At 60.9% G+C, this 24,586-nt stretch carries 22 protein-coding genes and 3 pseudogenes; 13 read left to right on the top strand and 12 right to left on the bottom strand.

Annotation, left to right across the window (positions count from 1 at the left end; translation table 11 throughout):
- Positions 1–14: 14 nt before the first annotated feature.
- The 5 genes from HBO10_RS21800 to HBO10_RS21780 all read right to left on the bottom strand — a co-directional run bounded on the left by HBO10_RS21800 (position 15) and on the right by HBO10_RS21780 (position 5,626).
- Positions 15–854 (bottom strand): helix-turn-helix transcriptional regulator, encoded by an 840-nt coding sequence (locus tag HBO10_RS21800; RefSeq protein ID WP_034127417.1) that lies wholly within the window; start codon positions 852–854, stop codon positions 15–17.
- A gap of 101 nt (positions 855–955) precedes the next feature.
- Entirely contained in the window at positions 956–2,287 is a 1,332-nt protein-coding gene (locus tag HBO10_RS21795) for an LLM class flavin-dependent oxidoreductase (RefSeq protein ID WP_034127416.1), read from the bottom strand.
- A 22-nt stretch (positions 2,288–2,309) separates the two neighbouring features.
- Positions 2,310–3,266 carry an ABC transporter substrate-binding protein gene (locus HBO10_RS21790; RefSeq protein ID WP_034127415.1) on the bottom strand — a complete coding sequence of 319 codons (957 nt, stop codon included), beginning with the start codon at positions 3,264–3,266 and terminating at the stop codon, positions 2,310–2,312.
- 279 nt (positions 3,267–3,545) lie between these two features.
- Positions 3,546–4,874, bottom strand: coding sequence for an ATP-binding protein (locus tag HBO10_RS21785; RefSeq protein ID WP_034127414.1), 1,329 nt, complete (start codon positions 4,872–4,874; stop codon positions 3,546–3,548).
- Positions 4,871–5,626, bottom strand: a complete 756-nt coding sequence (locus HBO10_RS21780) for a response regulator (protein ID WP_052199962.1) — start codon at positions 5,624–5,626, stop codon at positions 4,871–4,873. Before HBO10_RS21780 ends, HBO10_RS21785 begins: the two co-directional genes overlap by 4 nt.
- A 120-nt stretch (positions 5,627–5,746) precedes the next feature.
- On the opposite strand from HBO10_RS21780, the gene HBO10_RS21775 reads away from it, so the two are divergent.
- The 3 genes from HBO10_RS21775 (at position 5,747) to HBO10_RS21765 (ending at position 7,706) form a co-directional block, all read left to right on the top strand.
- Positions 5,747–6,058, top strand: coding sequence for a hypothetical protein (locus HBO10_RS21775; RefSeq protein ID WP_034127413.1), 312 nt, complete (start codon positions 5,747–5,749; stop codon positions 6,056–6,058).
- A complete protein-coding gene (locus tag HBO10_RS21770) occupies positions 6,058–6,726 on the top strand; it encodes a DUF3313 domain-containing protein (RefSeq protein WP_034127412.1) in 669 nt (222 codons plus the stop codon). Before HBO10_RS21775 ends, HBO10_RS21770 begins: the two co-directional genes overlap by 1 nt.
- Before the next feature lie 110 nt (positions 6,727–6,836).
- Entirely contained in the window at positions 6,837–7,706 is an 870-nt protein-coding gene (locus tag HBO10_RS21765; RefSeq protein ID WP_014718426.1) for an oxaloacetate decarboxylase, read from the top strand.
- Positions 7,707–7,710: 4 nt separating this feature from the next.
- Here the strand turns inward: HBO10_RS21765 and HBO10_RS21760 are convergent, their stop codons facing one another.
- The gene (locus tag HBO10_RS21760; RefSeq protein ID WP_034127411.1) at positions 7,711–8,187 is read right to left on the bottom strand and encodes a helix-turn-helix domain-containing protein; all 477 of its coding nucleotides are present in this window, start codon (positions 8,185–8,187) and stop codon (positions 7,711–7,713) included.
- Positions 8,188–8,294: 107 nt separating this feature from the next.
- Here HBO10_RS21760 and fabF point away from each other — a divergent pair, with 107 nt between their 5' ends.
- The 3 genes from fabF to HBO10_RS21745 all read left to right on the top strand — a co-directional run bounded on the left by fabF (position 8,295) and on the right by HBO10_RS21745 (position 12,774).
- On the top strand, positions 8,295–9,563 hold the full coding sequence (gene fabF / locus HBO10_RS21755) for a beta-ketoacyl-ACP synthase II (protein ID WP_034127410.1): 1,269 nt from the start codon (positions 8,295–8,297) through the stop codon (positions 9,561–9,563).
- A gap of 71 nt (positions 9,564–9,634) precedes the next feature.
- Complete coding sequence (locus HBO10_RS21750) at positions 9,635–10,015, top strand: RidA family protein (RefSeq protein WP_014718423.1); 381 nt, start codon at positions 9,635–9,637, stop codon at positions 10,013–10,015.
- 779 nt (positions 10,016–10,794) lie between these two features.
- On the top strand, positions 10,795–12,774 hold the full coding sequence (locus tag HBO10_RS21745; RefSeq protein WP_106118201.1) for a U32 family peptidase: 1,980 nt from the start codon (positions 10,795–10,797) through the stop codon (positions 12,772–12,774).
- A gap of 76 nt (positions 12,775–12,850) precedes the next feature.
- On the opposite strand, the gene HBO10_RS21740 is transcribed toward HBO10_RS21745, so the two are convergent.
- Positions 12,851–13,759, bottom strand: a complete 909-nt coding sequence (locus tag HBO10_RS21740) for a DMT family transporter (RefSeq protein WP_034127661.1) — start codon at positions 13,757–13,759, stop codon at positions 12,851–12,853.
- Between the two features lie 108 nt (positions 13,760–13,867).
- Between HBO10_RS21740 and HBO10_RS21735 the strand changes: the two genes are divergently transcribed.
- Complete coding sequence (locus HBO10_RS21735) at positions 13,868–14,308, top strand: Lrp/AsnC family transcriptional regulator (protein WP_034119698.1); 441 nt, start codon at positions 13,868–13,870, stop codon at positions 14,306–14,308.
- A 47-nt stretch (positions 14,309–14,355) separates the two neighbouring features.
- Here HBO10_RS21735 and HBO10_RS21730 read toward each other — a convergent pair.
- Positions 14,356–15,522, bottom strand: a pseudogene (locus HBO10_RS21730) (aminotransferase class I/II-fold pyridoxal phosphate-dependent enzyme); the annotation flags it as partial.
- A 192-nt stretch (positions 15,523–15,714) separates the two neighbouring features.
- On the opposite strand from HBO10_RS21730, the gene HBO10_RS21725 reads away from it, so the two are divergent.
- Positions 15,715–17,061, top strand: a complete 1,347-nt coding sequence (locus tag HBO10_RS21725; protein ID WP_034127663.1) for a cation:proton antiporter — start codon at positions 15,715–15,717, stop codon at positions 17,059–17,061.
- Between the two features lie 55 nt (positions 17,062–17,116).
- Entirely contained in the window at positions 17,117–17,464 is a 348-nt protein-coding gene (locus HBO10_RS21720) for a helix-turn-helix domain-containing protein (RefSeq protein ID WP_034127664.1), read from the top strand.
- Here the strand turns inward: HBO10_RS21720 and HBO10_RS31415 are convergent.
- The 3 genes from HBO10_RS31415 to HBO10_RS21710 form a co-directional block, all read right to left on the bottom strand.
- On the bottom strand, positions 17,455–17,589 hold the full coding sequence (locus HBO10_RS31415) for a hypothetical protein (RefSeq protein WP_014718417.1): 135 nt from the start codon (positions 17,587–17,589) through the stop codon (positions 17,455–17,457). The genes HBO10_RS21720 and HBO10_RS31415 overlap by 10 nt on opposite strands.
- An 11-nt stretch (positions 17,590–17,600) precedes the next feature.
- Entirely contained in the window at positions 17,601–17,813 is a 213-nt protein-coding gene (locus HBO10_RS21715; RefSeq protein ID WP_096144667.1) for a hypothetical protein, read from the bottom strand.
- 85 nt (positions 17,814–17,898) lie between these two features.
- Positions 17,899–18,444 (bottom strand): hypothetical protein, encoded by a 546-nt coding sequence (locus HBO10_RS21710; RefSeq protein WP_014718415.1) that lies wholly within the window; start codon positions 18,442–18,444, stop codon positions 17,899–17,901.
- Positions 18,445–18,872: 428 nt separating this feature from the next.
- Between HBO10_RS21710 and HBO10_RS21705 the strand changes: the two genes are divergently transcribed.
- The 4 genes and pseudogenes from HBO10_RS21705 to HBO10_RS21690 form a co-directional block, all read left to right on the top strand.
- On the top strand, positions 18,873–20,282 hold the full coding sequence (locus tag HBO10_RS21705) for a circularly permuted type 2 ATP-grasp protein (RefSeq protein ID WP_034127666.1): 1,410 nt from the start codon (positions 18,873–18,875) through the stop codon (positions 20,280–20,282).
- 2 nt (positions 20,283–20,284) lie between these two features.
- Positions 20,285–21,235, top strand: a complete 951-nt coding sequence (locus HBO10_RS21700; protein WP_034127667.1) for an alpha-E domain-containing protein — start codon at positions 20,285–20,287, stop codon at positions 21,233–21,235.
- A gap of 125 nt (positions 21,236–21,360) precedes the next feature.
- Positions 21,361–21,810: pseudogene (locus HBO10_RS21695) on the top strand (glutathione S-transferase); the annotation flags it as partial.
- A 139-nt stretch (positions 21,811–21,949) separates the two neighbouring features.
- Positions 21,950–22,264: pseudogene (locus tag HBO10_RS21690) on the top strand (alpha-E domain-containing protein); the annotation flags it as partial.
- A gap of 148 nt (positions 22,265–22,412) precedes the next feature.
- On the opposite strand, the gene HBO10_RS21685 reads toward HBO10_RS21690, so the two are convergent.
- Positions 22,413–24,586: Ig-like domain-containing protein (locus HBO10_RS21685; RefSeq protein WP_222937094.1), on the bottom strand; the 2,174-nt coding region annotated here is incomplete at its 5' end.

Raw genomic sequence — 24,586 nt, 5'->3', positions numbered from 1 at the left:
AGTCATGCAGCCGGTCAACGGCCTTTGCTCATGTAGCGTTCGAGGGGGTCTTTGCTCAGCCCGCCCTGGGCCTCGGCCAACGAGTCGATAAACAGGGAAAACAGTTCCGATTGCGTGCCGATGTCGAGCTTGCTGTAGATGTGCTTGCGGTGGGACTTGATGGTGTCTTCGGAGACCCCGAGGCGCTCGGCCAGCGAACGTGTGGAGTGGCCGCGCAGGATCAGCTGGGTGATCCGGCATTCGCGTTCGGTGAGCAGCGAGGATCCGAAGTTGTTGAGTGCCGAGTGAATACGCTGTTCCAACAGGCTTTCGAAACGCGCGCCCTGAGTCTCCAGGCCGACGAAGTGCTTGCCCAGCACCGCCAGTACCCAAGGTGCTATGCGCTTGAATTGCTCTGTGGTGGTCGCGTCGAGCTTCTGCGTAAAGGCCAGCGACACCGCCAGGCTCAAGCCGTTGCTCGCCTGCAGGATGTAGTTGAGCTCATCCTCCAAGTGCGAATGCCGGTAAAACGACTGGTAGTACTCGCTGTGCTCAAAGTGGTCGGGGGCCACATCGGCGAGGTCGTAGCAGCCGGAAGTGGCGCCCTCCACGCAGGCGCCGTAGAACGGGTCGAGCAAGTAAAAACCGGAGAGGTACTGGCGCACATTGCCCTGGGGCAGCCATGGCCCGTCCAGTTCGAACAATGCGCTGGGCATGCCGTCGTGGGGGTACAGGTACAAGGTCGTGGCCTGAATGGGGCGGATACACCCCAGGGCATCGAACAACGTGGCGGCAAACCCCGCGTGCCCGATGCTCTCGGTCACCCTGGCTATCTGTTCGAACCACTGGGCTGAAGACAGTCGATCATTATCCACTTCGAAGACTCGCCGTCATAACGGTTGGGTGCGACACCAGGACACTGGCGCCGGGGACTGAAGTGATAGTCCCACACCCGCAAAGTCATCGAAATCACCCCTTAGGGTGAGGGGGTGCGCTGGAACCTCGGAATCGCCAAGCCCAGGCTTTCGCGCAAGGTCGAGCCCTCGTAGGCCGTGCGATAAACACCGCGCTCTTGCAGCAAAGGGATTACCTCCTGAGTAAAGCGATCAAATTGCCCAGGGTGCCCGATGTAGATATTGAACCCGTCCACCGCCCGTGCCTCGAACCAATCCGCCATTTTCTGCGCCACCGTGACGGCGCTGCCCACGAACGCGCCTGGGCGCAATTGCCGGCCAAATTCGACGGCCTGGCGCAGGCTGAAGCCCTGCTCCCGCGCCTGGTCGGCGATGCGTTTGGCAGCGGTGAAAAAACTGCTGCGCGCGGCCTCCAGGCTCTCTTGCGGGAACGGCGCATCCAGGTCGTATTGGCTGAAATCATGCCAGCCAAAATTGCGCCCGAACTCCTTGAGTGCCAGCGCAAAACTGTGGTCGATCTGATGATAGTGCTGCTCGATTTCCCGGGCATGGGCATCGGTGTCGCCCACATAAATTTCCGCACCGGGCATGATCAGTACCTGTTCCGGATCGCGCCCCCGTTGTGCCGCCCTGCCCTTGATATCCCGGTAAAACGCCTGGCCCTGCTCGATACTGGCCGCGTGGGTGAAGATCACATCGGCGGTGGCGGCGCCCAGGTCGCGGCCTTGCTCCGAGTCGCCGGCCTGGAAAATCACCGGCTGGCCTTGGGGCGAGCGCTGGATATTCAGCGGGCCTACCACCGAGAAGTGTTCGCCCTGGTGATTCAGGCTGTGCAGCTTGCTCGGGTCGAGAAACTGCCCAGTGGCACGGTTGCGCACAAACGCATCGTCTTCGTAAGAGTTCCACAGCCCCTGCACCACCTGAACGTGTTCGGCGGCACGCCCGTAGCGGGTGGCATAGTCGTAATGTTCGTCGCGGCTGTAATTGCCGGCGGTACCGGCATCGCCACTGGTCACCACGTTCCAGCCGGCGCGGCCTTTGCTGATCAGGTCCAGGGAGGCGAGGCGCCGGGCGACGTTATAGGGCGAGTTATACGAGGTGGTCAGCGTACCGACCAGGCCGATATGCCGCGTGCTCATGGCCAGTGCCGACAGCAAGGTCAGCGGCTCCAGGCGATTGAGGTAATGGGAAGGCGAGCCCTCGGTGATGAACTGGCTGTCGACGATGAACATCAGGTCGAACAGCGCCGCCTCGGCCTGGCGCGCTATCTCGATGTACCAATCGACGTTGACGCTGGCATCGGCCGGCAACTGCGGATCAAGCCACAGGTTATGGCGGCCCGGCCCACCGCAGCCCATGGTCAGGGCGCCCAGTTTGAGCTGTCTTTTAGTCATTGCGCAGTAGTCCTTCAAGCGGTCAGGGCTGGGTGGTGGCGACGGCGGGCTGCAAGGCGGCTGCAAATGAAGGGTCGAACAACGTGGCGGCCGAGTAAGACTTGACCAGGCCCAGGCCGGCAAAAAAGTCCACGGTCTTTTGCGCCTCGATGGGCGCCTGAGGCGTCAGCGGCTCGACGGTGGTGCGTGCGCGGGCAAACCAGACGCGAGCGATGTCGGCATCAGCGCGGGTGCGCTTGGCCCAGGCATCGGCATACGCGTTGGCGTTGGCCGGGCTTTGGCGGGCCCAGTCGCGGGCTTTTTTCAGGCGCTGGAGGAAGTCGCTGATGGGTTCACGCTTGGCCTCGACAGCACTGGCGTTGGCGGCAATGAAACTCTGGGCCGGGATCAAGTCTTCAGCGGTTGCCAGCACCCGCGCACCTTGGCGTTCCTGTTGCGTGACGTAGGGTTCCCAGGTGGCGATCACGTCAACTGCACCGCCTTCCAGCGCGTGGGAGGCATCCAGGGCGCTGAGGTAGCGCCATTGCAGCGAATCCCGCGCAACCCCGGCCTTGTCCAGTGCGGTCAGCAACAGTTGCTGGCTCCAGGAACCTTTCCAGATCGCAGCGCGCTTGCCTGCCAGATCGGCCAGGCTGTGGATCGACGAGTCTTTTTTTACCAGGATGGCTACGCCGTCGAGATTTTGCCGGCTGACGGCAATCACCTTGATCGGTGCACCCAAGGCGCCCAGGAACAACACCGGGGCATCCCCGAGCAGGCCCAGGTCCAGGCTGCCGACGTTGAGCGCTTCGGCCACCGGCGACCCGGCCGTGAACTGCTTCCAGTCCAGCGTGTAAGGCAGGTCATCGAGCACCCCCGCCGCTTCCATCACGGCCTGCGCGTTGTAGCTCTGGTCGCCGACCACCAGGGTTTGGGCCTGCGCCGTCAGGCACAGCAAAGAGGCGGCCAACCCGGCCGCCAGGGTTTTGAGGTAACGCACGTTCGTCTCCAGATGCCTTGTGGGGCATTCAAATCGATCCGCACGCACGGTCTCGGTTTTAAAAAGCTTTTATCTGTGGCGATTGAGCTTGCTCCCGCTGGGCTGCGTAGCGGCCCCCTGCTCCTGACAAAGAGCAGGGCCGCTTCGCGCCCCAGCGGGAGCAAGCTCCCTCGCCACAGTTTTTTGGGTGTCCGGGCTATTTTCGTGGTGTTGAAGGCGAGATGTAAAATACTGATAACGCATAACCTAATTCGTTAATAATGCGCATATCGCATCACGCTAGCGCGGCAATTCAACCCGAGCCACCAACCCCGACCCACGTCGATTGCTCAGGCTCAGCTCACCGCCCTGCTCGCGCACAATGGCCCGCGCTGCCGAGAGCCCAAGCCCTACCCCACCGGTATTGCGGTTGCGTGAGGTCTCGAGACGAAAGAACGGGTCGAACACACGCTCCAGGTCCGCTTCGGGAATCCCCGGGCCCTCGTCGCTGACCTCGATGCGTACCCGCTGATCGTCAACACTCAGAGCAATGCTGGGGTGCCGGGCGTACTTGGCGGCATTTTCCAGCAGGTTGACCACCACCCGTTTAAGCGCCAATGGCCGGCCGTGATAGACCAGATGGGGCGGCCCCCGGAAGTCGACCGCCAGCTGCTGGTCGCGATAGTCGTCGATGATGGTTTGCAGCAGTTCAGACAAATCGAATGCCGTGCTGTGCTCCAGTACCGTATCGTCGCGGAAAAACGCCAGCGCGGCGTTGATCATCGACTGCATTTCCTCGACATCGCGAATCAGCTTGTGCTGATGGTCCAGATCCTCCATGAACTCACAGCGCAGGCGTATCCGCGTCAAAGGCGCGCGCAAGTCATGGGAAATGGCTGCCAGCATCTGGGTGCGTTCGCCGATGAAGTGCTGGATCTGCGCCTGCATGGTGTTGAAGGCGATAGTGGCCTGGCGTATTTCGTCGGGGCCTTCGATGTCGATGGGCGGTGCGCGCAGATCGCCGCCGAAGCGTCTGGCGGCACTGGCGAAACGCTGCAACGGCTTGGCCAATTGCCGGGTGGCCACCCAGGCGACCAGCAAGGTGGCGATCAACCCCAGGATGATGATCACCGCAATCCGCGTGGGTGCGCTCAGGCCCCAACTGCGTTCGGGTGGGATGAAGGACAACCAGCTGCCATCAAGTAACTGCACCAGCGCGACATAATGCGCGTCGGGGCTGCCACGCGGCCAATCGTCCGGGCTGTACACCTGAATGATGCGCCCCGTGCCAAACAACGCCTGTATCCCAGGGACTTCGCCCGCCTGTAGCACGTTGCCGCCGCTGGGCAGGCCGAAATCCACGGGGTCGGTATGCCACGTCACCTGCAACCGCGCATCGCTGGCCGCTGCAGCCAGATGCGAGCGCAACGGCGCAGGCGCCGCCTCGATCACTTTCAACGTCGCGGCCATTTGCTCCAGCAACCCCGTGCGGTCGATGGGCGGACGCGCCCACACCCCGGCCACCTGCACGAACAAGGCATTGAGGGCCAGTGAGGCGAGCATCGCGGCGAGAATGGTCAGGGCGATCCGCCGATTCAGGGTGTCGCGGCGCAGCAGGCGGCGAATCATGCGCGGGTCACCGGGGCAGTGAACAGATAGCCGCCGTTGCGCACGGTGCGGATCAGGTCCGGGCGCTTGCAATCGGGCTCGATCTTGCGCCGCAGCCGGCTGACCTGCACGTCGATGCTGCGGTCGAAGGCGTCGTGGCCCTGGCCGTGGGTCAGGTCGATCAACTGGTCGCGGGTGAGAATGCGCTGGGGGTGTTCGAGAAACACTACCAGCAGGTCGAACTCGCCACCGGACAACGGGATCATGACGCCCTCCGGCGAACGCAGCTCGCGACAGGTGATATCCAGATGCCAACCGGCGAAGGCAATCACCGGGCGTGAGCGCTCGTCGGCCGCACTGACCGACTGTCCCGCACGCCGTTGCACAGCGCGCAGGCGGGCCAGCAATTCGCGCGGGGCGAAGGGTTTGGTCAGGTAGTCGTCGGCGCCCAATTCCAGGCCAACAATGCGGTCGCTCAGCTCGCCCATGGCCGTGAGCATGATGATAGGGATGCCGACCTGCGCCTGCACTTTCTGGCAGAGGCTGAGGCCGCCTTCGCCGGGCAACATGAGGTCGAGGATGATCGTGTCCGGCCGCTGTTGTGCGATGGCCGCCCACATGGCCTCGCCGTCGGCGGCCACGTCGACTTCATAGGCGTGCTGGACGAAGAATTTCTTCAGCAATGCCAGCACTTCCACGTCGTCATCGACGATCAGCAGTCTGCTCACGTTCACAGATTCCCAGGCCAAAAAAAGAACGACATCTAAAACCATTCCGGCGCCGGGGTCATTTATTTCAATCGAGCAACATTCCTTCGCCACGGACACAACCCGGACATCTTTGGGCAAAACCTGTCGGGCATTCTGCACATCTCCCACTCACGAAAGACGCCTATGAAAGTTTCGAGCAGCAGGTACACCGAGCAAGCAGCAGGCGATGCGCGGCCACTGGTACTGAGCCAGCGCACCTCTTCCCCGGCTCAGGACAGCCCGATGCTGTTCCAGGAATCCTGCCTGGGGCTGAACGCGGACCTGGACCGTATCGTGCTGCGTCGCTACTTCGAACACTACAGCCCCGACGCCGGGCGCTGGGTCGAGTACGCCCACTCCATTCCCATCGCCGAGCTTGTCCACTGGATCATGACCCATGGCCAGTTGCATATCGAATCGTCACACGACACTCCAAACGAACAGGCAACCCATTGATGGCCCGTAAATGCTCACTCCTGTTACTGATGGCGGGCACCCTGAGCCTGATGGCTTGCAGCAGCAACAAGGTCGAACCCGAGCGATATACAGGCTTTCTTCATGACTACAGCCTGCTTAAAGAACAACAGAGCCCGTCGGGCCAGACCGTACTGAGTTGGATCAGCCCGGCCTTGAAGCGCGGCCGCTACAAGCAGGTCTACCTGGCGCCCAGCCAGTTTTTTCCGGCTGTTGAACCCAGCGCCCAGATCCCCCAAAGCACGCTCTCCCACGTCACCGGCTACTACGACCTGGTACTGCGTTCGGAACTTGGCAAATACGTTTACCTGGCCTCAAAACCTGGCCCTGACACCCTCACAGTACGCCCTGCCATCACCCGCATCGCCACCAGCCCACAGGGGCTGCGGTTTTATGAGTGGCTGCCGATCACCCTGGTCGCAGCGGGCGTGAGCGCCGCCACAGGCATATGCGATCGAGACAGTGAAATCGCCACGGAGCTGTCATTGGAAGATGGTTCGACCGGCGATGTCGTGGCGGCCATGGTGCGTAAAGGCACCGGCGCACCCCTGGCCAATGACAAGCAAGTCATGACCGCCGACAACGTCAAGGACGTGCTCGACGGCTGGGCCCGCGACCTGGGTACGTCGTACAGTGCAGTCGCTCGATAACCCTCGCCGCGCTCAAACGTCATAATCACAGGGGCATCTGCGTGGTAATCTCCCGGCACCACGAATAGACATTGATCGTCACTTGACGATGACCAAAGCCAGGAAAGACCATGCCCAAGATTTCTCACTCAGCGCTACGCCGTAACTTCCGTGACCTGCTGGCAACGCCCCTGTGCGTTGAAACCGCCTCCGTATTCGACCCCATGTCTGCCCGCATCGCGGCCGACCTGGGGTTTGAAGTGGGAATCCTGGGCGGCTCCGTCGCCTCCCTGCAGGTGCTGGCGGCCCCCGATTTTGCGTTGATTACCCTGAGTGAGTTCGTCGAGCAAGCCACCCGCATCGGCCGTGTGGCCCAGTTGCCCTTCATCGCCGATGCCGACCATGGCTACGGCAACGCCCTGAATGTAATGCGCACCGTCGAAGAGCTGGAACGCGCCGGCGTCGCTGCGCTGACCATCGAAGACACCCTCTTGCCCGCGCAATTCGGGCGTAAATCCACGGACCTGATTTCCGTCGAAGAAGGCATCGGCAAGGTCAAGGCCGCGCTGGAGGCGCGTGTCGACCCGGCGCTGTCGATCATTGCGCGCACCAACGCCGGCGTGCTGCCCACCAGCGACGTGATTGCGCGGACCAAGGCCTATGAAAAGGCCGGCGCTGACGGCATCTGCATGGTCGGCGTCAAGGACTTCGACCACCTGGAGCAGATCGCGGAGAACCTCAGCGTTCCGCTGATGCTGGTGACCTACGGCAACCCACAACTGCACGACAGCGAGCGCCTGGCCAGCCTGGGCGTACGCATCGTGGTGGCCGGGCATGGCGCCTACTTCGCCGCGATCAAGGCCACTTACGACAGCCTGCGTGCCCAGCGCCAGCTGACCCACAGCACCTCGAACCTCAGTGCGACGGAATTGACCCACACCTACACCTTGCCTGAGAGCTATGTGGCGTGGGCCGAAGAGTTCATGGATGTAAAAGAGTAATCAATCACTCGCGGCTCAGCCGTTGGCGCATCCCTGCGCTGGCGGCCGGGCCGGGCTGTACCACGCACTGATCCATCGCCACCCACGCACCTTCCTCCGTCGCCATCATCGGCTGCACCGGCCGGCCCGTCTCGCGTTCCACCACCTCGACACTGATGCCCTCCTCGGCGTAATGCCGATTGCCCCACGCCACCAACGCCATCAGCACCATACGAAAGTCTTCGCCTCTGGCCGTCGGCACGTATTCGTACCGTGGCGGCCGCTCGCTGTAGGCGCGGCGCTCCAGCATCCCCGCGTCTACCAAGCCATTAAGGCGGCGCGTCAGCATGTTGGGCGCGATGCCCAGGCTGCGCGAGAACTCGTCAAAACGGCGCAAGCCGTGCAAGGCGTCGCGCATGATCAGCATGCTCCACCACTCCCCTACCCGTTCAAGGCTACGGGCGATGGGGCATTCGGCACTGATGAGGGATTTGCGCTGCATAAGTATTCCTGTGTGCGAGTACAAACTTGTATGACGCCATGTTACTTTCATGATGATAGTGACGTCCATACGCTGTGTACCCTTCAAGCAACAGGAGTCGATTGAGCATGAGTAAACGTATCGTCGTGACGGGCATGGGCGCGCTGACGCCGCTGGGGTCGAGCGTGGAATCCACTTGGCAGCGCTTGCTGGACGGGCAGTCGGGCATCCGCCGCTTGCCGCAAGAATTGATCGGTGATCTGGCGGTCAGCATCGGCGGCCAGGTGCAGAGTGTGTTGCAAGACCCCGAAGCCGGTTTTGATCCTGATCGACTGTTGGCAGCCAAGGAACAGCGCAAGATGGACCGCTTTATCCTGTTTGCCCTGGCGGCGGCGGATGAAGCCCTGAAGCAGGCCAATTGGGCCCCCAGAACACCCGAAGAGCAGGAACGCACGGCAACCATCATCGCCTCCGGCGTCGGCGGTTTCCCGGCCATTGCCGATGCGGTGCGCACCACCGACAGCAAGGGCCCGCGTCGTTTGTCGCCCTTCACCATTCCATCGTTTCTGAGCAACATGGCCGCCGGGCATGTGTCGATCAACTATGGCTTGAAAGGCCCTCTGGGTGCGCCAGTAACCGCGTGTGCCGCCGGGGTTCAGGCTATCGGCGACGCAGCGCGAATGATTCGCTCCGGGGAAGTCGACGTCGCGGTATGCGGCGGTGCCGAAGCGGCGATTCATCGCGTCAGCCTTGCCGGTTTCGCCGCAGCGCGAGCGTTGTCCAGCGATTTCAATGCCACGCCGCAGCGCGCTTCGCGCCCCTTCGATCAGGCGCGCGACGGCTTTGTGATGGGCGAAGGCGCCGGCATTCTGGTAATTGAAGAACTGGAGCATGCCCTGGCGCGGGGCGCACAGCCGATTGCCGAACTGGTGGGCTATGGCACCAGTGCAGACGCCTATCACATGACCGCAGGGCCTGAAGACGGTGACGGTGCGCGCCGGGCAATGACTCAAGCGTTGCGCCAGGCGGGCATCGAGGCGTCGCAGGTGCAGTACCTGAATGCCCACGCGACCTCCACACCTGTGGGCGACAAAGGCGAGCTGGCGGCAATCAGGACGCTATTCGGTACTGGCGGTAGCCCGGCGATCAGCTCGACAAAATCCGCCACCGGCCACTTGCTCGGTGCTGCGGGGGGCATCGAAGCCGTCTTCACCGTGCTTGCCCTGCGTGACCAGATCGCGCCAATGACACTCAACCTGGAAAACCCGGACGCCCTCGCCGACGGCCTGGACATGGTGCGCGATGAGGCGCGTCCCATGCCGATTGAATATGCGCTGTCCAATGGCTTCGGCTTTGGCGGCGTGAACGCCAGCGTGCTGTTCCGACGCTGGATATAAGCCGGGGTTTGCCCCTGGAGTGAATTTCACCGACCATGGCGCCTTTCTGTTCCTGCCAACACGAGGTGCCCATGGCCAACCACGACCTGTCCTATACCCCTGACCCGGACGCCGATTCCATCTCCTCCGACGTAATCGGCTTCAACGGCATCCTGGTCTCCACCCAGATTCCCACCCATGCCGATGGCAGCCTGGAACTGGGCGATATCACCCTGCAAAGCGAGTGCACCCTGCAAGCGCTGAAAGTCGCGCTGGAAAAAGCCGGCAGTTCCATGGACCGGGTCATGCACCTGACCATCTACCTCACCGACATGGCCGACCGTGCTGCGTTCAACGAGGTCTACAAGCGCTTTTTCGCCAAGCCCTGGCCAGTGCGGGCAGCAGTGGGCGTTGCCGCCTTGGCGGTAGAAGGTATGCGGGTGGAAGTGACGGCGATGGCTGCCAAGGCTTGAATCTGTGACGCCGTTAACGCCGATCTGATCGGAATGTCGAACGCGGTCAAAAAGGTGGGCTTGCCTGCGATAGCGGTGGTGAATGTTCCATCGCCATCGCAGCATAGGTATCTACACAACTGTGCAGTTCGCCGCAGCCCCGTAACCACGATGCGAAGCGAGCCGCTCTTGATCTGCTCTTGATCTTAGGCGCCCCGTTAAACCACGCTGGCCGGAATTCGACAGGGATTTGGGGGGTAAACCGGCAGGGATGCCGGTTTAGCCGCCCCGCGCCATGGATGGCGCGTGGCGGCGGCCCCCCAAATCACTGGCGGATTACGGGCACACCGAGCCTAGGCGAGGTGCCGAGTGGTGGGGCAAGAGCCCTTTGGTTACTTTGGGGCTCTTTTCCAAAGTGACCCGCCGTCAGGCGGAACCCTAAGTGGCAGTTACCGCAGGAATGGATATGTACACGGTCCAACTGGGTTGACTGTCAGGCCGTCTTCGCAGGCAAGCCAGCTCCCACATTTGGACAGCGGCGCGTCAGTTAGAACAGCGCTGGCTGTCAGGCCGTCACGGGAGCAAGCTCCCTCGCCACAGGTTCAGCGTCGCACCAAAATTGTGTAGATACCTATGGCCATCGCAGGCAAGCCAGCTCCCACATTGGGTCTTCGTTGCGTTGAGTAATGCGTTCGCTTAACGGGCTTGCATCAGGGCCGACAGCCCTGCGGTAGATGCCGCCCAGGCATTTCACGGCTACAATGCGCGCCTCGACCGTGACAAGCCTGACTAAAAAAACTATGTCCTTGCCCAAGCATCACCTGGAATTGCTCAGCCCTGCCCGCGATGTCGCCATTGCGCGCGAGGCTATCCTGCACGGCGCCGACGCCGTTTATATCGGCGGGCCGAGCTTCGGCGCCCGCCATAATGCGTGTAACGAGGTGAGCGATATCGCTCAACTGGTGGAATTCGCCCGCCGTTACCACGCCCGCGTCTTCACCACCATCAACACCATCTTGCATGACAACGAGCTGGAACCTGCGCGCAAGCTGATCCATCAGCTCTACGATGCCGGTGTCGATGCGCTGATCGTGCAAGACCTGGGCGTGATGGAGCTGGATATTCCGCCGATCGAGCTGCACGCCAGCACCCAGACCGACATCCGCACCCTGGGCCGGGCCAGGTTTCTCGACCAGGCCGGTTTCTCGCAGTTGGTACTGGCCCGCGAGCTGAACCTGCAAGAGATCCGCGCCATTGCCGACGAGACCGATGCCGCCATCGAGTTCTTTATCCACGGCGCCCTGTGCGTGGCGTTCTCCGGGCAGTGCAATATCTCCCACGCGCAAAATGGTCGCAGCGCCAACCGTGGCGACTGCTCCCAGGCCTGCCGCCTGCCCTACACCCTGAAAGATGATCAGGGCCGCGTGGTGGCCTTTGAAAAGCATCTGCTATCGATGAAAGACAACAACCAGAGCGCCAACCTGCGCGCCCTGGTCGAAGCGGGCGTGCGTTCGTTCAAGATCGAAGGCCGCTACAAGGACATGGGTTATGTGAAGAACATCACCGCCTACTACCGCCAGCGCCTCGACGAGATCCTCGAAGACCGCCCGGACCTGGCCCGCGCTTCCAGCGGCCGTACCGCGCACTTCTTCCTGCCCGACCCGGAAAAAACCTTCCACCGTGGCAGCACCGATTACTTTGTCAGCGACCGCAAGATCGACATCGGTGCCTTTGACACCCCGACCTTTACCGGCCTGCCCGTGGGCACCGTGGAAAAAGCCGGCAAGCGCGACTTGCAGGTGGTCACCCATGAGCCACTGTCCAACGGCGACGGCCTCAATGTGCTGATCAAGCGTGAAGTGGTGGGTTTTCGCGCCAATATCGCCGAGCCCAAGGGTGAGTTCGAGGAAGACGGTGAGAAGCGCTACCGCTACCGCGTCGAGCCCAACGAAATGCCGGCCGGCTTGCACCAACTGCGCCCGCATCACCCGCTCAATCGCAACCTGGACCACAACTGGCAACAGGCCCTGCTCAAGACCTCGGCCGAGCGCCGTATCGGTTTGTCATGGGTCGCGCGCCTGCGTGAAGAGCAGCTGCAAATCACCGCGACCAGCGAAGAAGGCATCAGCGCCAGTGTCACCCTGCCCGGCCCGTTTGGCGTGGCCAACAAACCGGAGCAGGCGCTGGACACCCTGCGCGACCTGCTCGGCCAGCTCGGCACCACCGAGTACCACGCCACCCATATCGAACTGGATGCGCCGCAAGCGTTCTTCATCCCCAACTCGCAGCTCAAGGCGTTACGCCGTGAAGTGATCGAAGCACTGACCGCCGCACGCGTCGCCGCACATCCGCGGGGTGGGCGCAAGGCTGAGACTTCGCCGCCGCCGGTGTATCCCGAGGCGCACTTGTCGTTCCTGGCCAACGTCTACAACCAGAAGGCCCGGGACTTCTACCACCGTCACGGCGTGAAGCTGATCGATGCGGCCTTCGAAGCCCACGAAGAAACCGGCGAAGTGCCGGTGATGATCACCAAGCACTGCCTGCGTTTCTCGTTCAACCTGTGCCCTAAACAGGCCAAGGGCGTGACCGGAGTGAAGACCAAGGTGGCACCCATGCAATTGATCCACGGTGACGAAGTGCTGACCCTGAAGTTCGACTGCAAACCCTGCGAAATGCATGTGGTGGGCAAGATCAAGGGGCATATCCTCGGTCTGCCGCAGCCTGGCAGTGCGGTGGAGCATTTCAACCCGGAAAACCTTATCTACCAGGGCACGCACTAACCCTCACCTGTAGGAGCGAGCTTGCTCGCGAAGAACGAGAGAACGCCGCGTTTCAACCCGATGCGCTGCGTCATCGTTAACCTTCTTCGCGAGCAAGCTCGCGCCTACCGAGGTTGCGGGGCCACCACCAGCCCCGCTGCAACCCTGCCGCTGCCAACAGAATCGCCGCCACGCCCAGCCATTGCAGCCACCCCAGGCGATGCCCGAACGCAATCCAATCCACAAAGATCGCCGCAATCGGGTAGATGAACGACAGTGCGCCGGTAATGGCCGTCGGCAGTTTCTGGATCGCGCCATACAGCAGTACATACATCAAACCTGTGTGCACCACCCCCAAGGTGACCAAGGCCGCCCACGTCGTGGTGGATGCTGGCAGGCCATTCCAGGGCACCAGTGGCGCCAGCAATAGCGCGCCAGTCGTCACCTGGATCAATGCCATCAAATGCGGCGGTACTTCCTTGAGGCGCTTGATGATCAACGCCGCGACCGCATACAAAAATGCCGCACCCAGGGCCAGCGCGATGCCTACCAGGTAATCTCCTCCACCCGTTTGCTCGCCATGGGCGGTGACAATCGCCAACATGCCCAGGAACGCCACGCTCAACCATGCCAATTTCTGCACGGTGATTTTTTCACCGAGAAACACCGCCGCCAGCATCACCAGGATAAACGGCTGCACGTTGTACACCGCGGTGCTGATAGCGATGGAGGCACGGGAATAGGATTCGAACAGCAGCAACCAGTTGCCGACAATGGCCACGCCGCTGAGCACGGCCAGCCCCAGTTTTGCCCAACTGAGCAGGTCCAGGCGCAGGTAACCCAGCCAGGCGCACACCAGTACCAGCGTCAGCGCACCGATCACGCAGCGCCAGAACACCACCTCGATCACCGACACGCCAGACACCAGCACAAACCAGCCAATGCTGCCCGAGATCAGCATGGCGGCGACCATTTCCCACGACCCGCGACGGATGGATGAATCCATGATTGAGGCTCCTCAAGTGAGGCTCCAGTATGGCAATCTGTTGGCGACGGCTACAGCGACTAAAAAAGGCAAAATCCCGAAATCACCTTTTCTTATTAGGCACAGACCATGATCGACACCATCGACCAGCAACTGATCGCCGCTTTGATGGACGACTCGCGGTTGTCCCTCAAAGCCCTGGCAGGCATCACCGGGCTGTCTTCACCCAGCGTCAGCGAACGCCTGCGCCGCCTGGAAGAACGCGGCGTGCTGACCCACTACACCGTCGACATCGACCCCAAGCACTTCGGCTACCTGCTGCAGGCCATCGTGCGCATCCGCCCCCTGCCCGGCAAATTGCAGGAAGTGGAGCGCCAGATCCAGGCGATCCCCGAGTTCACAGAGTGCGACAAGGTTACCGGGGACGACTGCTTCATCGCACGCCTGCATGTACGCACCATGGAGCACCTCGACACGCTGCTGGACCGGCTGAATACCTATGCCGAAACCAACACCGCTATCGTCAAGAAAACCCCGGTGAAACGGCGTTTGCCGCCGTTGGCTGACTAAATGGGTTGTTCAGGTACTCATGCCCAGTGCACGGCGCGCTCACTGGTCAGCTTTTCCACAAACCCCACAATCCGCCGACAGGCCTGCGCCAGGCGCTCTTCGCCCAGGGTAAAGGACAGTCGAACGAACCCCTGGGCCGGCTCGCCGAAGGCTGCCGCGTCCAGCACCGACACGCCCGCTTCACGAAACAGGCGCCAGGCAAAATCCAGCGACCCCAGCCCCGTGCCGCGCACATCCACCAGCACAAACATGCCGGCTTGCGGCGCCAGCACCCGGATGCCTGGGCAGGTGCTCAAGGCGGTCACTACCAGGTCACGTCGGCGTCGGTAGGTCTCCCGCATACCTTCAGTGACTTCATCGTGGGCCAACACCGCGGCGGTCGCCGCCTCCATCACGAAGCCGGGCAAGCCGTACATCATGCTCAACAGCAGGGTTTCGGCGTGCTGCACCATTTGCACTGGAGCGATGAGCCAGCCGATACGCCAGCCGGTCATGGCGTGGGATTTGGACAAGCTGCCGATCACAATGCAGCGCTGCGCCATGCCCGGTAATGCCGCGAGGCTGTGGTATTGACCGTCGAACACCAGGCTTTCGTAGACCTCATCCACCACCACCCACAGATCATGGGCGATGACCAGGTCGGCAATGGCTTGCAGCTCCTGCAGGTCAAGCACCACGCCAGTGGGGTTGTTCGGATTGGAAAAGAATATCGCCCGGGTACGCGGGGTGATCGCGGCGGCGAGCAAGGACGGATTCAGGCGAAAGCCGGCTTCAGCACTGCAGGGCACCCGCACCAGGGTGGCGCCGCTGGCCTTGAGCGTGGCTTCGTAGGTGACATACATCGGGTCGAGCACCAGCACTTCGTCGCCGGCCTGCAACAGGCACAGCGAACTGATGAACAGCGCGTTCTGCGCACCGGGCACGATGATCACGTTGTCGGCGGCCAACGGCCGGGCAAGGGTCTGGCTGTAACGGGCTGCGATCGCCTCGCGCAGTGCCGGGCGACCGGCGATCTCGGTGTAGTGAGAATCTCCCGCGTGCAAGGCATTGACGGCGGCGTCGGTGATAAAGGGCGGCGTGGCGAAATCCGGGTCGCCGACGCTGAGGATGATGACGTCTTCGCCCTGGCTGGCGGCGTCGAACGCGGCGTGGTGGATGTCCCAGGCAGCAACGCCCTGCCCTGCAATGCGCTCAACGAAGGGAGAAAACTTCATGCCAGAGCCTCTGGTAAAAGAAGAAAGACGCAGATCCGTAGATGCGCGGGCGACAAGCGGCCAACTTAGTGCATGGCAAACCTTCGTTCAATGGCTAAATAGGGCCTTGCCCCCATGGCAGGCAATCACATTGAACCCCCTTCCGGTCCCCGTTCTCAAAGCTGCATAGACCACGGCCCTGGAACACGCACAATGACTTTCATTCTATGGCTGGCCGTATTGGGCGCCGTACTGCTTACCCTGGCCCTCACCTCCTCATACTTGCGCTGGATGCCGGTCACCACCTCGGCGGTGTGCCTGTTGCTGGGTATCGCCATCGGCCCTCTGGGTGTGGACCTGCTGCATCTGGACATCAAGGGCTCGGCGCGCTGGATGGAGCACCTGACCGAAGTGGCAGTGCTGTTTTCGCTGTTTGTCAGCGGCCTGAAATTGCGCCTGCCGCTCAAGCATCGCACCTGGCGCATCGCCTTCGGCCTGGCCGGCCCGGTCATGCTGTTGACCATCCTCGGCACCGGGCTGTTGCTGCATTACCTGCTTGATCTGTCGTGGGGGGTGTCTCTGCTGGTGGGCGCGATCCTGGCGCCGACCGACCCGGTGCTGGCGGGCCTGGTTCAGGTCAACAATGCCCAGGACTACGACGCGCTGCGCTTCGGTCTGTCAGGCGAAGCGGGGCTGAACGATGGCAGCGCCTTCCCGTTTGTGATCTTCGGCCTGCTGTTCATGCAACACGGCGGCTTCGATGGCGACTGGGTCGGCGGTTGGGTGCTGAAAAACCTGGTATGGGCGGTGCCGGTCGGGCTATTGATCGGCTACTGGATGGGCCGAGGTATCGGCCGGGTGACGTTGCGCCTGCGCCTGATCAATGCCGACAGCACCCTCTCGCCCAATGATTACCTGACACTGGCATTGATCGCCCTTGCCTATGTGACCGCCGAAGCCGTGGGCGGCTATGGCTTCCTGTCGGTATTCGCGGCGGGCCTGGGGTTGCGCCAGGCCGAGGTGAAGTCCACCGGCAACGCCCAGACACCCGCCGAGCACCTGGCGCAACCGGTGGTGGGCCACCTTGAAATCGAGCCCGAGCAAGCCTTGCATGGTGACGTCAGCCAGTTGAAGGACACCCAGATTGCGGCAGGCGTGATGATGGGCGACATGCTGGCCTTCGGCAGCCTGGTGGAGCGGGCCATGGAGGTGTTCCTGGTGACAGTCTTGGGCATCGTGCTGGTCAGCCACTGGGAGTGGGCCGCGTTGGCGGTGGCACCGTTGCTGTTTTGTGTAATTCGCCCCGCCAGTGTATTCGCCATGCCTTGGGGCCGCCTGTTGGACCGGCGGCAACGCAGCCTGGTCAGTTGGTTCGGCATTCGTGGGATCGGCAGCATTTACTACCTGTTCTATGCGCTCAACCACGGGCTGGTGGGCACCAGCAGTGCGGTGGCGGTCAACCTGACGTTGTCGGTCATCGCGGTGAGCATCCTGGCCCACGGGTTGAGTACCCAGCCCATGCTGGCGTGGTATGAGCGTCAGGCTGCGCAAAAAAATTGAATCCTGCACCGCGCCGGGGTTTCAAACAGTCAGGACCCACAGTGCGAGTCAACTAATGAAAAACATCGCCCAACGATTGCTTGAGGAACGCCAACGCTTGGGATATTCGCAGCAATACCTGGCGCAGGCAGGCGGCGTGACCACACGCGAGCAACGTCAATATGAACTGGGCGAAGACCTGCCCCATGCCAACTACCTGGCAGCTTTGGCCGAGCATGGGGTGGATGTGGTGTATGTGATCACTGGCAAGCGCAGCACAGTGGTCAATATCAGCCGCGATCAGGCGCAGACGCTGATCGATAACCGCGTGGTGGGCCAGGAGGTGTCGCTGGACGGCGGGGCCGAGGAAGACGTCTACTTCAAGCTCAGCAATCCCTGGGGCCCGCCGCCGGATCAGTCCTGATTTTCAGTGTTGCCAACGTCCGCCGCTTCATCCAGGTCGTTCAGCGGTACCTCGGCATCGTCCATCAGCGAACCCGGGTCTTCGTTGCCGGGGTCGTTGAGTTCATCGTCCAGTTCTTTTGACATGTGCGTCTCCTCTAACCGCCTTGGGTATCGATATCGGCATCGGTTTCAGGCTTGTGCTCGCGCTCGGGCCTGAAGTCTGGACTGTAGTCGTTTTCCTTGGCCTTTGGGTCGCTCGCAGGCGTTGGATCCTTGGGCGCATCGGCGGCGGTGCCAGGGGCCGGCTCGCCGCCGTCGATGGCTGGGTCGTTGCGATTGTGGGTCTGGGGATCTTTAGGCTGGGTCATGAGGCACCTCTTTGCAGGCCGGTGAAAAATCTGTACCGCATAGAGCTAAGGCGTCACGGCCACGGCTGAAGTTCCGTCCGCGTGGTCAGCGCAGTGGATTGTCCACTTGGATATAAAACGCATAGATGCCCAACACCAGCCAGAACACCATGAACAACCACGGCGCGCGCATGGAAAACAACAACGACTTGCGATAGCCCTTGTGGCTCGACTCCACCTCGGAAAACAGTGGCGACTCATCGTAGGCCATGCCCATCACCGGCTCGCTGCGCAGCAATTCGCTTTGCTTGTAGTGCCAGTGGTCGATGATTTCATACGCCGCACGGATACCGGGCCAGGCATTCAGCGAACTGAGAATACCCAGCGAAACCAGGAAGATCGGCACCACCAGCGTGAACAGCTTGCCCCATTCCGGGTTGAGGTTGCCCATGCCGGAGACAAAGGCAATCACCAGGAAGGATTGCGCGGTCAGGTAGGCGTCGGTGCGGTTAGCCAGGATGCTGGTTTCGTACTGGATCTCGCGCCGGTAAAAGTCGAGGCGGTCCTTGGGCGAGCCGAAAATCTTTGCGTTGTGTTCGCTGTGGTCGTTCAGGGCCGCTTCCGGAGTGTGGGGGGAGATGATTCTGGACACGACGGTGCTCCACAAGGTGACGAAACTTCTTAGAAGAATCGGGGCTCGATGAAGTTCAAGTGGGTTGGCGCACCAATCTGAAACACGCCGCGCCCCATTGTGGTGAGCCCCCTCCTGTGGCGAGCGAGCTTGCTCGCGCTGGAGTGCGCAGCGCTCCCGCTTTTATTGGGGCCGCTGCGCAGCCCGGCGCGAGCAAGCTCGCTCGCCACAGGTTATTGATGCCTAGTTCGCATTCCGGCACAGGCATTGCTTTATCCATTCACCCCCCGGAAAACAGGAGCATGCGTTACCCCCCGACCCAGAGCCGCCCCCATAAGAAAGTAAGGACCAGGTCTGTTGGCACCTTCAGCCACGGGCTCATAAAAACATGCGTTTTTTTAAGCGGCAGTGCCACCCAAAGCCACACTGGGCACTGACAAGGTACTGGAATGGCTCGATCTTTCTTTGATGAAATGAATGACGCAAACGGCGTATGCCGTGCGCACTATCAGGACTTCTCTCGCTGGCTGGCCAATACGCCGCCAGAACTGCTGGCCCAGCGTCGCCGTGAAGCGGACTTGCTGTTCCATCGCGCCGGGATCACCTTCACCCTGTATGGCGACGAGCAAGACACCGAACGCCTGATTCCCTTCGACATCATTCCCCGCAGCATCCCCGCCAGTGAATGGAGCCTGATCGAGCGTGGCTGCATCCAGCGGGTCAATGCACTGAACATGTTTCTCGCCGACATCTACCACGACCAGCGCATCATCAAGGCCGGGATCATTCCGGCAGAACAGGTGCTGGGCAACGAGGGCTATCAGAAGGCAATGGTCGGCCTGGACCTGCACCGCGACATTTACTCGCACATCTCCGGTGTCGACCTGGTGCGCGACGGTGACGGCACTTACTACGTGCTCGAAGACAACCTGCGCACCCCCAGCGGCGTGAGCTACATGCTCGAAGACCGCAAGATGATGATGCGGCTGTTCCCGGAAGTATTCGCCAAGCAGCGCATTGCACCCGTGGACCACTACCCCAACCTGTTGCTCAAGACCCTCAAGAGCGCCAGCCGCCTCGATAACCCGAATGTGGTGGTGTTGACGCCTGGGCGCTTCAACAGCGCCTTCTTCGAACACGCGTTCCTTGCCCGGGAAATGGGCGTGGAGCTGGTGGAAGGTGCCGATCTGTTTGTGCACGATCTCAAGGTGTTCATGCGCACCACCGACGGCCCCAAGCCCGTGGACGTGATCTACCGGCGCATTGACGACGCCTTCCTCGACCCCCAGGCATTCAACCCCGAATCAATGCTCGGCGTGCCGGGGCTGGTGGCGGCTTACTGCGCCGGCAATGTGGTGCTGGCCAATGCCATCGGCACCGGGGTGGCTGACGACAAGTCGATCTATCCCTATGTACCGGCGATGATCCGCTTCTACCTGGACGAGGAACCGATCCTGCAGAACGTGCCGACCTTCCAATGCCGCAAGCCCGATGAACTGTCCCATGTGCTGGCCAACCTCGAGCAGTTGGTGGTCAAGGAAACCCAGGGCTCCGGCGGCTACGGCATGCTGGTGGGCCCGGCGTCGACGGCCGCCGAGATCGAAGACTTCCGCCAGCGCATCAAGGCCCGTCCCCATGCCTACATCGCCCAACCCACCCTGAGCCTGTCCACCTGCCCGACCTTCGTCGAAAACGGCATTGCGCCCCGGCATATCGACCTGCGCCCATTCGTACTCTCGGGCAAGGAAACCCGCCTGGTGCCCGGCGGCTTGACCCGCGTGGCGCTGAAGGAAGGCTCGCTGGTCGTCAACTCGTCGCAAGGCGGCGGAACCAAGGACACCTGGGTGGTGGAGGGCTGAGTATGTTGAGTAGAACCGCTGCAGATCTGTATTGGATGTCCCGCTACCTGGAGCGCGCCGAGAACCTGGCACGCATGCTGGAAGTCAGTTATTCGCTGTCCTTGATGCCCCAGGCCGGGCGCAGCGATGGTCTGGATGAGTTGGCGATGTCGTTGCTCAGCAGCGGCACCCTGGACAGTTACCTTGAACGTCACCAAACCCTGGATGCCGAGCGCATGCTGCACTTCTTCGCCCTCGACGAAGAAAACCCGGCCAGCATCTACAACTGCCTGCGCGCCGCCCGGGGCAATGCCCACGCCGTACGCGGACGCATCACCGCCGACATGTGGGAAAACCTCAACGCCACCTGGCTGGAAATGCGCAGCATTGCCGCCGGCGGCCTGGCGCGACATGGCATCAGCCACTTCTGTGACTGGGTCAAACAACGTTCGCACCTGTTTCGCGGCGCGACCTCGGGCACCATCATGCGCAATGACGCCTACCGCTTCATCCGCCTCGGCACCTTTGTCGAGCGCGCCGACAACACCCTGCGCCTGCTGGATGCACGCTACGAGATGTTCGGCGAAGAGTCCGAAGAAGTCAGCGACCTGTCGGCCCGCGGCTATTACCAGTGGAGCGCCCTGCTCCGCGCGTTGTCGTCATTCGAGGCGTATACCGAGCTGTACCCCAATGCCTTGAATGCCCGCTCGGTGTCGGAACTGCTGCTGTTGCGCAGTGACGTGCCGCGCTCGCTGCATGCGTGTATCGAGGAGTTGAGCCATATCCTTGCGGACCTGCCCGGCAGCTATGGACGCACGGCGCAGCGGTTGGCGGCGGAATTTGAAGCGCGGCTGCGGTATACGGGGATTGATGAGATTCTGGAGGATGGGTTGCATAGGCGGTTGACGGAGTTTATTGAGGGCGTGCGGGAGTTGGCGGGGGCGGTGCAGAGCTCTTATCTGGAAGTCGTTTGATTGATACTGGGTGGCAGTGACCTATCTCTTGGTACCAGCACAGTATTACGCCGGCCCGTATTGATCGTTGAAAGAGCGCCAGATCGGGCAGATTTACTATTTAAATAAATCTGCCCCGTATTTCCAAAGGTACGGTGCCGGTGTTGAGTGTCGAAGGTCGAGTGATCGAGGAGAGCCTGGAGATCATGCAATGGGCGCTGGCGCAGCACGATCCGGATGATTGGCTGCTGCAAGGTGACCCTGCGGTGCTGGCGTTGATTGCCGAGAATGATCAGGTGTTCAAGCATCACTTGAATCGATACAAGTATGCCGAGCGCTACCCGGAACAGCCGATGGAGCATTATCGGGCCGAGGGTGAGGTGTTCTTGCAAAAGCTGGAAGGCTTGCTGGCGGAGCGTGAGTACTTGCTCGCCGAACACCCGAGCCTGGCGGATGCGGCACTGGCGCCGTTTGTGCGGCAGTTTGCTCATGTGGATCGGGAGTGGTTTGCGGGTACAGCGTATGACCGGTTACAGGCGTGGCTACACCGGTTCCTGGAGTCCCCACTGTTTACCGCCGTGATGGCAAAGCCCTGAAGCCGATACACCCAAGTGTGGGAGCTGGCTTGCCTGCGATGCTGACGACTCGGTGCAACTGAAACACCGAGTTGATGCCATCGCAGGCAAGCCAGCTCCCACATTTGACCGTCGCTCAATTCCAGTTCAGTGCCGGGTCTTGTTATCTAGCATCAAGTATGGGGCAGACCCGCTTTTGAATCAGTCCGTGTTCCACGAATTGTCGTCATTCGAGGCATACACCGAGCTGTATCCCAATGCCTTGAATGCCCGCTCGGTGTCGGAACTGCTGCTGTTGCGCAGCGACGTGCCGCGCTCGCTGCATGCGTGTATCGGGGAGTTGAGCCATATCCTCGCGGACCTTCCTGGCAGCTATGGACGCACGGCGCAGCGCTTGGCGGCGGAATTTGAAGCGCGGCTGAGGTATACGGGGATTGATGAGATTCTGGAGGATGGGTTGCATAGTCGGTTGACGGTCAGTCCTTGTGGAGGCGTGGAAACCTTGCCCCCAAAGGACGATGTCGAGATGCCTGAGTTTTTTGCCCATGCGCACGCTCGCCGGGAGTGGCGCATGGGGCAGCCTTCCTTGAAGTAAATATGCCCCAGATTAGCCCTATGTTGATTTAACTAATCCCCCATATAGCAACAGAATTCCAACCCCCGTTATCAGGAGTAATCAGTAATTCATAAGGATCAGTTGCCGTATACCTACCAAACCTAAGCATAGTTTGATTACCCAACCACAGCGATCCAACGATAGGAAGTCCACCCACTCTGTATAAGTCAGCAAGTACCCTGCACTCAGCCTGAGTTGGAAAACGTGTACCTGAACTGGCGATAGCATTGACAGCTCTGGGCCATGCATTTTGCATTGGCGGCTGGCCTGTATGAACTCTCCACCACATCGTTAAACCACTTATCGTCAAGGTATAAGAGGCGGTAGTTCCAACATTATCTGTCACTGTGATTTTCGTTGTTCCTTTGCCCGCCGCTACCACTCGCCCTGTCAACTCATCAACCGTTGCTACATTTTTATCAGCTGAACTGTAGCGATAAGGACGAACGCCACCTGTTGCACTTTGAGTATAGACAGCCGCCGCAGGTGGATTTGCGGGCGGGGCTCCTTGAATAACATGGTAGCCAGGGACTGCAAGAGTTTTATTCCCACCCGCACTTAAAGCGGGTTTGTAAATGGTGTATTCCACCACCGGAAAGCTGATGGTCTCGGCCTCAACCTTGCTCACACTGAACGCCGCTTTTAACTCCACCTGCAGCTTGGTGCCATGTCCCAACCCCTCCAGATAAGTACGAGCGATCCCTGGTTCGATTTTTCCGTTAGCGATCCAGGTCGGGTTGACAGCTGCGCTGCCCGCCCCGTTGTACACCGTCAGCGAATGATCAACACCCTTGTCCGTTTTCCCCAGCAGCTTCAACCAGACGGGGTAAGGTGCAGTGATAAACGGCCAGACACCAATTTGCCCTGTGGCATCGCCGGTAAACGTAGTCAAGTCCAGTACTTGAGTCGCCGCGTTAGCCTGGTTGATCTTGAGCACCGTTTTGGCCAACTCCGCCTGGGGTATCGGCGTCACCGTCACCGTCAACACCTGGGACGATACAACCTTGCCGTTACGGGTTACATCGTAATCAAGGGTGAACGCCTTGTCGGCATTACCGACGTTGGCGGCAATCGCGGCCTTGGTAATATCGAACGTGACTTTGCCCGCCGTTACCCCATTCTTGGCCGGGATCACCGGCGACCCCGTACCGGCTGTCCCCACCATCGTCACCTTGATGCTGTCTGTGGTGTACATCGGTGTGTACTCCACCGACACCGTGCCACCGTTTTGTGCGTTCAACGGCGCCAGGGTAACTGAGGTACCCGTCCCCGTGGCCTGGGTCAACTTGGGAACAGGGAATTCTGCCGGCAGTGTATTGACGGTGTACTCCACTATCGGAAAGCTGATGGCCTGGGTTTCATCCTTGCTTGTGCTGACCGCGGCCTTGAGCTCCATCTGCAGCTTGGTGCCATCACCCAATCCATTCAAATAACTACGAGCGATCCCTGGTTCGATTTTTCCGTTAGCGATCCAGGTCGGGTTCACAGCTGCGCTGCCCGCCCCGTTGTATACCGTCAGCGAATGATCAACGCCCTTGTCCGTTTTCCCCAGCAGCTTCAACCAGACGGGGTAAGGCGCAGTGATAAACGGCCAGACACCAATTTGCCCTGTGGCATTGCCGGTAAACGTAGTCAAGTCCAGTACTTGAGTGGCCGCGTTAGCCTGATTGATCTTGAGCACCGTTTTGGCCAACTCCGCCTGGGGTATCGGCGTTACCGTCACCGTCAACACTTTGGACGATACAACCTTGCCGTTACGGGTTACGTCGTACTTAAGCGTGAGCGTCTTGTTGGCATTACCGACGTTGGCGACAATCGCGGCCTTGGTAATGTCGAACGTGACCTTGCCCGCCGTTACCCCATTTTTGGCCGGGATCACCGGAGAACCCGCACCGGCTGTCCCCACCATCGTCACCTTGATGCTGTCTGTGGTGTACATCGGTGTGTACTCCACCGACACCGTGCCACCGTTTTGTGCGTTCAACGGCGCCAGGGTAACTGAGGTACCCGTCCCCGTGGCCTGGGTCAACTTGGGAACAGGGAATTCTGCCGGCAGTGTATTGACGGTGTACTCCACCACCGGAAAGCTGATCGCCTCGGCTTCAACCTTGCTAAGACTGACGGCGGCTTTGAATTCCATCCTCAATTTTGTGCCATGGCCCAACCCATCGAGGTAAGTGC

It is taken from the genome of Pseudomonas sp. WS 5503 (assembly GCF_012985385.1).
Taxonomy (GTDB): Bacteria; Pseudomonadota; Gammaproteobacteria; order Pseudomonadales; family Pseudomonadaceae; genus Aquipseudomonas; species Aquipseudomonas paracarnis.
This window is presented reverse-complemented; position numbering and strand designations above follow the sequence as displayed.